The sequence below is a fragment of the Flavobacterium sp. CFS9 genome (genome assembly GCF_041154745.1).
Classification (GTDB): Bacteria; Bacteroidota; Bacteroidia; order Flavobacteriales; family Flavobacteriaceae; genus Flavobacterium.
In genome coordinates, this window is the sequence record NZ_AP031573.1 from 3618052 (window position 1) to 3630017 (window position 11966).

Here is an 11966-nt window from a genome sequence, read left to right on the forward strand (position 1 = left end):
ATTTATGAGAGAATTTTTAACGATTTCTCTTGTGTTTGTTTTGTCTTTTAACAAAATAACTGCGCAAGATTCAATTATTGAGCATCGGATTCAAAAGGGGGAAACTGCTTACTTTATTGCCCAAAAGTACAAGGTTTCAGTAGAAGAAATTTACAGACTCAACCCCGAATCGCAAAACGGAATCAAGGACGATCAACTGATTAAGATTCCAGTCCATTCCTCTGAAAAACCAAATTCCGGCCAGCACATTGCTCACGTTGTTGGCGCAAAGGAAACCCTTTTTGGTTTAGCAAAACAGTATAACATTTCGGTGGAAATTCTTCAGAATGCTAATCAGGCGATTCTTACCAACGGACTTCAGATTGGTCAGGAATTAATGATTCCGCAAGGTTCCGGAGATCTTTCTCAAACTGAAAGTACAATTTCTTCAAAAGTCAGCCATCAGGTTGTGGCAAAAGAATCTTTATTTAGTATTGCGAGACAGTATAATGTTTCGGTTTTGGATTTGGAAAATCTGAATAAAAATCTTCTTCAAAACGGATTGCAAGTCGGACAGACTATTGCGATTCCGAATAAACGAAAAACTTTAGACGGAAGAGTTCGCGTGATTAATCAGGAAACTGTTTTTCATATGGTCGAGCCTAAGGAAACGAAGTTTTCTATAGCTAAAAAGTATGGAATTTCGATTGATCAATTGGAATCTCAGAATCCTGAAATCGTCAACGGACTGATTGTGGGAAATAAACTGGCAATTAATACAAAAGGTATAAAACCGACAAATGAAAGCGAAGAGCTTATGATTGCGCTGGCCGAAAAGCAGGTAGTAGTGGAAAAAACAAAAGCCAAAACAGTCGAATTGGAAGATTTGAAAGACCGTTTGGTTGTTCAGAAAGAAATGAATCAGAAGATTATAAAAATTAATGATTTGAAAGTCAATCTAAATGATATGAACGGCTCTAAAGAAAATTCTGTTGAAAAATTGCGATTGGTGCTGGAGGCTAATAAAAATGTGCAGGATGTTTTAATGGCCAAACTGGATTCGCTGGTTCGTACGATGAATGAGGATCTTGTTGATTTGAAAAGACTGGACGTTTTAAATGTTGACGAATCAAAAAGATTGGAAAAACAGTCGTATGAAAGTATTGGGAAAACCAATGAATTATCGTCTCAGTTAAAAAAAGAGTTAGCTGAAAACCGAAAAGCGTATGCCGGTTTAATGCATAAAGTCGAAAAAATTGCTGTAGCCGAAAATCAGGAATACAAGAAAAAAATCCGCGAAAGCGAAAAAAATAACAATCCTGCTTCATTGCAACAACGTCTTTCACTGGAAGAAATAAAGCAGTACCAAACAGAACAGGAGCAAGGTGATGCGAAGAACCAGCTCTTGATTGCTAAAATTGATTCGCTGGATAATCAGAAGAAGATCGAAGTGAAGAGACACATTAGTAAAGCATCTTACTACAGCATGGAAGCCCGAAATTTTGACGATAAAGTGGCTTTGCTGAAGTTGAAAAAGTATCAGGATCAGGCGATTAAAAATCAGAAGAAAAATGGAGTGACTGATGATTCAAAAAACCTTTCATCAGAAGAAATGAAACAGGAGTTAAAGGAAAATCCGCTTAAAAGGGACAAAACGATAAAGGTGGAAGTTTTTGATAATCTTCACGGAGTTTCAAACGGCTATTACTTAGTTTTAGGTATATTTACAGACGCAACGCTAAGGGATAAGCTCATTATGAAACTCATTGATTCCGGCGATTTTAACGCCAGTTTCTTTTTTAATATTAACAGTCTTTCGTACTATGTATACTCCGACAAGTACCAAAATATGGAAGAAGTACTATATCAATGCAAGAAAAAAGAGGAAGATGAGTTATATAAAGAGGTGAGTATTGCTAAGGTCGAGATTGATCTTAGAGAATAAGCAATGCAGAAAAAACAAGTGGCAGGGATTTTGTTTTACAGAGAATTTTGTAACTTGTTTTTGAATTAGGAATTAAATTGTTTTAAGCTTTATTATGAAATATTATTCAACATTATTGTCTCTGATTTTTTTTGCAACCAGTTCCGCATTTTCACAAGAAAAGGTGGTGAAGTATACGGTTTCAAGCGGAGAAACTATTAACCAGATTGCTGTTAAATTTAAGGTTACGCCTTACGATATTTACTCGCTAAATCCGGATGCCAGAAATGGAGTAAAACCCAATACCGTTTTATTAATTCCGACAAGCGGTGCTAAAACAGCAGTTAAAAATGATGTTGCTCCGGTGAAAAGTTCAAATTCAGGAAAAACAATTACGCACGAAGTACAGCCAAAAGAAACTTTGTTTGGCATTGAGAAAAAATATAATGTTACGGATGAAGCTTTAAAAGCAGCTAATCCTTTTTTGGTGAAAGATGGTTTGCAGATTGGACAAACTCTTGAAATTCCGTCAAAAGGAAGTGTGGTGAAAACAGCTGTTTCAGCTCCGGCAAAACCTAAATCGGCAACACCGGAAAAGTATGTTTACCATGATGTAGTGGCGAAAGAAACGAAATTTTCGATTGCAAAACAGTACGGAATGACCATTGAAGAATTAGAAAAACGTAACCCTGAAATTGTTTCAAACCTGCCAGTTGGTTATCGTCTGACGATCAAAGGAACTGCCCCTAAAACGCAAGCTTCTGCTCCGTCTGCGACGGCTGTTGTAAAACCGGCTGAAATTAAAAAAGCAGCGGAAACCCCGAAAAAAGCGGTTTCTTATATGGAGTATCAGGTAAAACCAAAGGAAACTTTTTATAGTTTAACGCATACTTTTCATATCACTCAGGAAGAATTAACGGCCTTAAATCCGGCACTTTCCGAAGGTGTAAAAGAGGGAATGGTTTTAAAAGTTCCGGCAGGATACGTGGCGCCAACACCAATTATGGTACACCAACAGCCTGCTGAAAAAGAAGTTGAAAAAAGTATTGAAAAGACCATTGAAAAGCCAGTTGAAAATACGGGAGGCATTAAAGTGGTAGATAAAGTGAAATCTGAAACGGTTTCCGCAAATCCGGAAGTGGTGGAACTGACTAAAAAAAGAGGGGAGAACGAACGTAAAAAATTAGTTTTATTATTGCCGTTCAATTTAGCGAAAATGCAGGGAGATACTATCAGTGCAGCCAGTAGAATTAAGAGTGATAAATTTTTGAACATGACGCTTGATTTTTATTCGGGAGCTTTAATGGCAATCGATTCAGCAAGAACTTTAAAGCTGCCAATTGATGTTGCAATTTATGATTCACAGGAAACGAAAAACAGTTCTAATGTTTCAGGTTTAATGAATCAGAATAAATTGCAGGATGCCAATGCTGTAATTGGGCCTTTTTATCAAAGTAATGCAGAATCTACTGCCAATACATTGCGCTTGTATAATATTCCTGTGATTTCTCCATTATCAAAAGACAAAGCCAACCCAATTGATAATTTGTATCAAACGATTCCATCAAACGATGTGGTGCGAAATGCCGTTTTTGATTATATGAGAGGGAAAAATGGAAATATCGTTGCGGTTGTAGACAAAAAGAAAGAATCAGTGATCAGTTATATCAAACAAAATCAAAAAGGAGTTGTGTTTGCTAATCTGACTGAAACCGGAGCTCTGGACGTGGCCAATTTAAAAAGTCTGTTATTGCCTAACAGAATGAACTATGTCGTTATGGAATCGGCTAATACAGCAATGGTTAGAACGACTATAAAAGCTTTGACAGATGCTCAAAAAACCTGTCAGATACAGTTGGTAGTTTTAGAGCCAAACAGTACACTGGATTCGGACGAGATTAGTTTTGACAGTTTAATTAAGTTGAAATTGATGTATCCGTCCGTTACCCGTGATAGTGATGAACAGTCTGTTTTGATTTTTGAAAAAGAGTACCGATTGAAAAATAAAGTAAATCCAAATACCTATGCTACAAGAGGATTTGATGTTACTTTTGATACCATGATGCGTTTGGTTCAGGGAAAAACCTATCAGGAAACAGCCGATTTAATGACAACAGAACAGGTTGACAATAAATTTCAATTTTATAAAAAAGAGGATGGAGGACACGCAAACAAAGGTGTTTACATCTTATATTACGATAATGATTTAACTTTAAAAGTAGCAAATTAATGACATCAAAAGTAACCTATTTAGGCGATTTAAGAACAAAATCAATCCATGTGCAATCCGGAAGTGAAATCATTTCGGATGCGCCTGTAGACAATAACGGAAAAGGAGAAGCTTTTTCTCCCACAGATACTGTTGCCAATGCTTTAGCGAGCTGTATGATGACGATTATGGGAATTAAAGCCCGTGATCTGAATGTAAATTTAATCGATTCAACTGCTGAAGTAACGAAAATAATGAATGCAGAACCGAGACGTATTGGAGCCATCGAAATTGCTTTTGAAATGAAAGGGGATGCCGATGAGAAAAGCAAAACCATTTTGGAACGTGCGGCAATGACCTGTCCGGTTTTTTTAAGCCTGAATCCTGAAATTGAAAAGAAAATTACTTTTAACTGGAAGTAATCTGAAGTATAAAAAGTAAAGAATATTTACATTGCCCCCAAAAAAGTCAAACACTATTTGGGGGCATTTTTATGGAAAGAAAAGTTAAATAATGACTTCTTTATTGGCTTAAATATAAATACCCGACCTGTTTCGTTGTAACATTATCTTTAGTAACGGAGAGAATATAAAAATAAGTTCCGTCAGGCAACCCTTCGTTTTTAAGAAAAACATTTTTGACATTAGCAAATCCATTAAAAACGTTTTCATTGGTGCCATATGCTGTTGTTCGAAATACTTTAATTCCTCTGCTATCGTATATTTCGACTTCATTTTGAGTGCCGTCTAACCCCTCAATTCTTAGATAATCATTCAGTCCGTCTTTATTGGGAGAAACGGCATTATACACTACAAAAGAATCTGTTTTTTTAACTTTAGCGGTAGTAAATATTTCATTACCGGATAGATTAACAGGAGAAGAGACCGTTCGATCCCCTTTGTTCACTACTCCGCCTTCGTCAATCCAGCTGTTTTTAGCACTATCCCAACGCACAATATGGATCTCTGAAGGCGATTCAGTAATACTTGCCGGAGTTACCGATTCATCCCAGCTTAAAGTGAGGATAAGATCTGAAGTGCTTCCTAATTTTTTAACGGCCCAGTATTCTTTATCATTTACAACCAGAATATTGCTTGTTTTATTCTTAAAAGGATACAAAATACCTGCATCTTTCAGAAAGTATTTTCCACTGAAAGCATCAGTATCCATTTTAAGAGCAGAAATGCCAGCAGAACGGTATTTTAATTGATCTCCAACCGGAAAGGTGAAGTCATTATTTCCATTTTTCATTACTTCACCATCTACAAAACTTTTGTCACTAACATTTACGCAGCCTGAGCCATTTTCAAAAATAACCAGACCTCCAAAAGAATCATCGTCAATAATTCCTTCTTTGAAGTCGGCCATTCCCGAAATGCTTAAATAGTTAGAAACATGAAAAGCTGCATCATTAGCATTACTACTGTTGTTAAATTCGAGATTATAGAGTTCGATAGGGATATTTCCGGATATATTCTGATACCCTGAGACTCCTCTCAATCGTGTTATGCCTCTGGAATTACCAGGACTAAAACTGATCAAGCCGTCATTGTTTATATGACTGTATAAAAATAATTCACCATCATTAATTAAAACAGCTTTAGATTTATTATCGAAAGCGTTTACAAAACTTACGGGAGTATTGGATGCCACAAAAAGCTCTCCTGTATTGATTATTTGCGAAGTGGCACAATACGGAATCAATAAAAGTACCAGACTGCTTTTTAAATTTAGTATTCTCATCTTAAAAATTGCTATTTTATTTTACTGTTGCTCTATTTCTTCTTTTTGAATAAATTTCAAAGCTTATTCACTTATCTGTCTTTCCTAATCCTGATCTGTGATAAGGTAATACTACCCGATGCCAGGTGTTCCCAATTTAGTGCAATTTTTGAGAAAGAGATGTCGTTCGTAACCGGTGCATAAATTGAAAATCGAATAAAAACAGTACTGTGAAATAGATTTTCTCTCAGTACCAATTCTAGGGCAAAATGACAGACAATGTTACTTCATATTTTTAGTTTATATAAACGATAAGTAACAACTGGTCTATATATTGACATTTTTGAAAGTTAAAAGTAATAAGTGAAAAAACTCGTAAGATTTCCGCCGGTGCAATTTATTTGCACATTTAATAGGTAGGTTTAGGCTTTGTATTCCTAAAAAGACATTTCGCCCATTTTTGTATTACCTTATAACCCGTTGGGTGTAATTCAAAAAAAAAATTTAACACCTAGTCCCGACGCATTGGGATATGTTTATAAAAGAATATAAAAGGAAGCCTGTTTCTTGCCTATAGAGCTGGCTCTGTTTGTTTTAAATAAGTGAAACGCCTTATTGAAGAGCTGTTTAAATCGATCTTTTTGTTCCCAACATTTTGCCTTCCTCTTTTCGGTAACATTCTAACCAAAACGGTTGTATCTGTCCTTCCTGTCCGGGTACATCTCTGACACAATCCGTCTCAACTTTTTTATCTGATGACGGTCACTGACAACGCTTCATAAGGTCCGATGAAGAATATTAAACCATTTTTTAACTTAATATTCCACATATAACTTCAGATATACCATTTATTGTTTTTGATTAAATCATTACTTTTTTTAGGATTAATCTTGCAAAGTAAAATAAGCAATTTTTGTGGAACTGAAATACAAAAAATTAGGATGAGTTACAGATTACTATTTATTTCGATTTTACTACTATTATATGGTGTCTCGTATAGCCAGGTAGGGATAGGGAGTTCTAAACCGGATAATTCTGCGATGCTTGATATCGTTTCAACTAATAAAGGAGTTATTATTCCCAGAATCGCATTAACGGGAAGTAAAGACTTAACCACTATCGCCAATGGTAATGTCGAGAGTTTATTGGTTTACAACACCGCCACCGTTTCAGATATTACTCCTGGGTATTATTACTGGTCAAAAAGTAAATGGAACAGAATAGCGACCACGGATGACAGTCTATCGGTAACAGCCGGTAACGGTCTGACATTTTCTAACGGCAAGCTGCAATTGGGAGGTGCATTAGAAACCCCCACAACGCTAACCACAACAGCCACAAATACACTTGCTCTGCAGGGGTTGGAAGCGGGAGATTTCACAACCGATGAAATTATAGTGGCTGATAAAACGAACGGAACCCTGAAAAAAGCTGCGGCAAATTCGTTCGTACAGGAAAAACAGGAGCTGTATATCGCCAAAGAAGGTCAGGCAGAATTCACAACGGTATCTCCCATTAATGATCCGCAAAAAGTAAATGTATACCGAAATGGTATCAGAGTAGATTTCTCCATAGTGAAACCGGGTACTATAAAATTAGAGCCCAGTGCAATATGCTACCAAAACGACGAAGTACGGATTGTACTCATTTATTAATACAAAAACATAAACCATAAATTAATATTAATAATTAAAACAGAAAAATGATGAAAACAAAATTCTTAAAATTTGCACTTTGTGCAACAGTGCTTCTTGGAGTTACCGCAGCAAATGCCCAATCGACGGCAGATGTTACAAAAGGGGTGAAAGCAGTAAAAGTGGTTGATAATAAGGGTACGATAAAGTATTTTCAATCCAATAACGGTATTACACAGATTGTAAATACAACTGCTGATGTCACCACCACCACCTGGCAATTGGGAGGCCAACTGACCAATGATACTTATATCGATGCAACCGGAAAAGTATTTGGTCTTGATGGTCTTGTTTTAGAAACAGGCGCTCCATCTACCAATGCAACAACAGCATCAATCCATGGCGGAACAGGTACAGGCTGGACTTTATTAGTAAGAGACGAAGCTACAGGTGCTACCAAAAAAATGAAAGCCGAAAGTTTAGTGAGCGGAATCAGAGTCGAGTATACACAAGTAGCCAATGCGGCTGCGAATGTAGATGTTGCCGTAGTGGGTTTACCGGTTCTGACTGCCGGAACTACAGATGCTAAATTATTTGTTTTTAGAAACGGTATTAAATTAAGATCAGGTACCGATTTTGTGGCAGCAGCAGATAAAGTTACCATTACATATAGTGCAACCGACCTGCCCATGTATGCTGGTGATGTTATTGAAGTTCAGTATGTTAAATAATCTTTGTAAATAAATTTATATGTTTCTTAAAATCAATGTTTTGGTGCTTTTTCTGGCATTTTGTAATTTGGGGTATACACAAACGGTCAAAGTGGTGAGTAAAAAAGGAACTTTGATAGATATAGAACAGGGAGTAGGAAATGTTTTAGAAGCATATGTGGGTACTCCGACTGTTTCTCAAACGCTGACGAGTACCTTTGCAGACATTGCGTTTAGTAATTTTGGAATTGTTGATATCTCAGATTTTACCAGATCAGGTGTCCTGATTATGATTAACAAACCTGGTCGTTATGAAATAACCTACAGAGTAAGTACAACGATTAATAATAATGAAAGATCCGGCGGAGAATTCTATCTGGAAGTTGGAGGCACAGAAGCACCGGGCACAAGGGCTTATACCTGTGCCAGAAATAGTCTTGTAGATAAAAATACAGTTGCAGTGACTAAAACTATAGAAACAACAACAGCAAATGTGACGGTTAAGTTAAAAGGGCGTACCTATGCTTCTACAGCAGCTGTTCCGTCACTAACAATGACCAATAATGGGTCTTCCTTACTTATAAAAAGAATTAAATAGATTAGGAAAAAATGAAGTTTAAATTTATATTTTTAGTACTGCTCCTCAGTAACATTGGCCGTTCTCAAATTAGTACCACTTCGGCATTAGTGCCAACGATTACCAATGCCGGACTAGGTGATTTATACAAAACCTCCGATACGAATCAATTGTATATTGGTTTAAGCAATGGGACTCTCTCTTTAATAGGAGGAAGTGCAAATAACTGGGGGTTAAACGGTAATTCGAATGCAACAGCAACCAGTGTATTAGGAACGACCACTGATACAAAAGTAGCCCTGACCTCTAATAATACGTCTATTCTTGAAGCAGGAAAACGCGGTACATTAGGGCTGGTGACAACAGCTGCAGATTTTACCGATGCCAATCAATACATGGCTTACCTTAGAGGGGGCGGAACTTCAGCGTTGCAATTTGAAGCTTCTGGAAATCTATATTACAAACCTATGATTTTTACGACCACAGATGGAAATTTGAGGTTAAAAGGGACTTCTGGCATTAGTGATTTTTTTGAAATAGGATCTACAGGTACTGGTATTAATGGTTCTTTAGAGTTTACTGTTGGAGACGATGGAGACGAGCCTATTATATTTAAAAAGAACCATTCTAGCGGGAGTACAATTGAGTTGATGCGTATGCAGGGGACCGGCAATTCGAGTGACGTTAGGATAGGGATATCCACAGGTGGGGCAGTTGCCAATTCTGTTTTGCAGGTTGGCGGGTCAGTTTCTTTACCCATAAGAGTGATAACAGGCAATACGACTTTAAATGACGGTGATTACACTGTTATTTTAAACCCCGGAAGTTATTATTCGGGTACAGAGATCACATTACCTGCGGCAAGTACTTGTAAGGGAAGGGTTTATATTGTTAAGAATATTAGCAATTCTGTTAGAAACATATCAACTTTTATAGCCTATGGCGGAGGTACTTCTACTGTATTGAATGGTGGCAGAGTCTATACTTTTCAAAGTGATGGTGTGAATTGGCAAACAATAAATGATATGTATTAGGTTTTATGGAATTTCTATTTATTATAAATCTCAAAGCAATTTTTAAGTTAGAATACTAAAATCCAAAAGAAAATTACTTTTAACTGGAAGTAATTTAAAATCCCAAATTCCAATTTTTGTTGGAGTTTGGGATTTTTTTTGAAAAGCAGAAAATTTTATACTAATTTTAGTTCTATTTTACTCTAATGTTTTCCGGTATAATGCCGGTGTAATATGAAAATTGTACAATGTAAATTGGACTATATTGAATATACAATCGGTATTATTGACCGTTTTCAGGTTTTAAATCCTCTAAAATTGGAGTAAGTATTGTTTTTATTTCCTTTTGGGTTTTTCCGTTTTTCTGTTCAAAGATCATAATGGTGTTTTTGCCTTTTTTAAGCCAGCAACCCGGAACATATAATGTCTGTTGTGGGCCAATGCTCCAGTAACGGCCTATATTGATTCCGTTTACAAAAACAATTCCTTTGCCCCAATCGCGCATATCCAGAAAGGTATCGCCTGTTTTGCTTAGATTAAAGGTTCCCTGATATAAAGTGGGACGGTCTGTTTTTCCGGTATTCTTGTAAGCTGTTACATCAGGTTCCTGAGCCATTGGCAATTGATATATTTTCCAATTTCCTGTAATGGTTTCGCCATTGATCATGACCGGACTAATGATTCCTTTGTTATTGGCATTAATTTGAGAACCGTAATTGATACGTCCCATATTCTCTACCAAAATGTCTAATGTTGCATTAAACGGAACTTCAATTTCACAATCGTATTTTTTGTAATAGCGGTTTAATTCGGCTACTTTTTTCCCGTTGACATACACTATAGCATAATCGCGTAAACCTTTTAATTCCAGCTTTCCGCTAATAGGCTGTGTAAATCGTTTGCTGTACCAGACATAACCGTCTCCCTGATTGAGCTGCTCGAAGGTTAAAGGATTGTCTGCAATAACTGGTGTAATTTTAGATTTTACATCGTCCAGATCTACGGTTTTGGTTAGTGCAATATTTGGAATGGTAATAACAGGCATTTTTGCAGGAACAGGAGGAGTTTCATTGGTTTTGAGGATGGCTCTTAACGCATTGTATTTGGGAGTTGCCCAGCCTGCTTCGCTAATAGGTGCATCGTAATCGTAAGAGGTCATGTCGGGTTGAATGTCATGTTCTTTGTCGTAATTTGCTCCGGAAGTAAAGCCAAAGTTAGTTCCGCCATGCACCATATAATAGTTGAAAGAAACCTGATTGTCCAGATATTTTTGTGTTTGGGCAACGGTTTCCTCCGGAGTTTGTGTAGGGAAGGGCTCAGCCCAGTGATCCAGCCAGCCCGGGTAGAATTCAGCCACCATATACGGACCTTGTCCATTATTGAATTGATTGACCACATTTTTTAGTTTTGCAACATCACTTTCACCATTTGCTGTTGGGAGAGCACCGGGTAAAGCTCCGCCTTCAAATAACCAGCTTCCGTCTGAAGTAAAGAATGGAACTTCGAAACCAATGTCTTTCAATTGTTGAAAAACGGCTGCACTGTATTTTTTATGTTCTTCAAGCGGAATGTCTTTGCGCTGCGCTACATACGAACCAAATTCATTTTCGCCCTGAACCATAATAATCGGGCCTCCTTTGGTGATTTGTAAATTCTTAACCTGATGGTATAGTTCCGTAAAATAGGCTTTTGTTGCTCCCAGATAGGCCGCATTATTTCCACGAATAACCATATTAGGAACATTTTGTAAAAACCATGGATAACCTCCAAATTCCCATTCGGCACAAACATAAGGGCCTGGACGTAAGATCACGAACAAACCTTCTTCCTGAGCCGTTTTAATGTACTCGGCCAGATTTTTATTTCCGGTTTTAAAGTCCCAGATTCCGGGAGCTGTTTCGTGATAATTCCAAAAAACATAAGTGGCAACAGCATTTAAACCCATAGCTTTCATCATCTTTAAACGATGACGCCAATAGGGTTGTGGAATACGGGAGTAGTGCATTTCACCGGAGTGAATTTGTATGGGTTTTCCGTTCAACAGGAAATTTCCATTGGCAATAGCAAAACTTTGTTTCTCTTGGGCTGTTGCGCAAAGGGTAAGAGAAAGAAACAGAAAGGTAAGATATATTTTTTTCATCTTTAATTTAAATTAGTGTTGACTATAATGAACAAGAGAGCACTATAAATCGCGCCCT

The 11966-nt window shown here is 37.1% G+C and carries 9 protein-coding genes; 7 read left to right on the forward strand and 2 right to left on the reverse strand.

Going from position 1 to position 11966, the window contains the following annotated elements; genetic code table 11:
- Positions 1–4: 4 nt before the first annotated feature.
- The 3 genes from ACAM30_RS15290 (at position 5) to ACAM30_RS15300 (ending at position 4534) form a co-directional block, all read left to right on the forward strand.
- Positions 5–1924, forward strand: coding sequence for a LysM peptidoglycan-binding domain-containing protein (locus ACAM30_RS15290; RefSeq protein WP_369615461.1), 1920 nt, complete (start codon positions 5–7; stop codon positions 1922–1924).
- Positions 1925–2018: 94 nt separating this feature from the next.
- The gene (locus tag ACAM30_RS15295; protein ID WP_369615462.1) at positions 2019–4133 is read left to right on the forward strand and encodes a LysM peptidoglycan-binding domain-containing protein; all 2115 of its coding nucleotides are present in this window, start codon (positions 2019–2021) and stop codon (positions 4131–4133) included.
- Positions 4133–4534: an OsmC family protein gene (locus tag ACAM30_RS15300; RefSeq protein ID WP_369615463.1), complete on the forward strand. Its 402-nt coding sequence runs from the start codon at positions 4133–4135 to the stop codon at positions 4532–4534. The genes ACAM30_RS15295 and ACAM30_RS15300 overlap by 1 nt, the downstream gene beginning before the upstream one ends.
- Positions 4535–4634: 100 nt before the next feature.
- Here ACAM30_RS15300 and ACAM30_RS15305 read toward each other — a convergent pair whose 3' ends face one another.
- Positions 4635–5855, reverse strand: coding sequence for a gliding motility-associated C-terminal domain-containing protein (locus ACAM30_RS15305; protein ID WP_369615464.1), 1221 nt, complete (start codon positions 5853–5855; stop codon positions 4635–4637).
- 920 nt (positions 5856–6775) lie between these two features.
- Here ACAM30_RS15305 and ACAM30_RS15310 point away from each other — a divergent pair.
- From ACAM30_RS15310 to ACAM30_RS15325, 4 genes are read left to right on the forward strand one after another with little or no spacing between them, the layout of a single operon-like run.
- On the forward strand, positions 6776–7489 hold the full coding sequence (locus tag ACAM30_RS15310; protein ID WP_369615465.1) for a hypothetical protein: 714 nt from the start codon (positions 6776–6778) through the stop codon (positions 7487–7489).
- A 47-nt stretch (positions 7490–7536) separates the two neighbouring features.
- Complete coding sequence (locus tag ACAM30_RS15315; protein WP_369615466.1) at positions 7537–8199, forward strand: hypothetical protein; 663 nt, start codon at positions 7537–7539, stop codon at positions 8197–8199.
- A gap of 19 nt (positions 8200–8218) precedes the next feature.
- Entirely contained in the window at positions 8219–8776 is a 558-nt protein-coding gene (locus ACAM30_RS15320; RefSeq protein WP_369615467.1) for a hypothetical protein, read from the forward strand.
- A gap of 11 nt (positions 8777–8787) precedes the next feature.
- Positions 8788–9789, forward strand: coding sequence for a hypothetical protein (locus ACAM30_RS15325; protein ID WP_369615468.1), 1002 nt, complete (start codon positions 8788–8790; stop codon positions 9787–9789).
- Positions 9790–10051: 262 nt separating this feature from the next.
- Here ACAM30_RS15325 and ACAM30_RS15330 read toward each other — a convergent pair whose 3' ends face one another.
- A complete protein-coding gene (locus ACAM30_RS15330; protein ID WP_369615469.1) occupies positions 10052–11908 on the reverse strand; it encodes a beta-galactosidase in 1857 nt (618 codons plus the stop codon).
- Positions 11909–11966 lie beyond the last annotated feature (58 nt).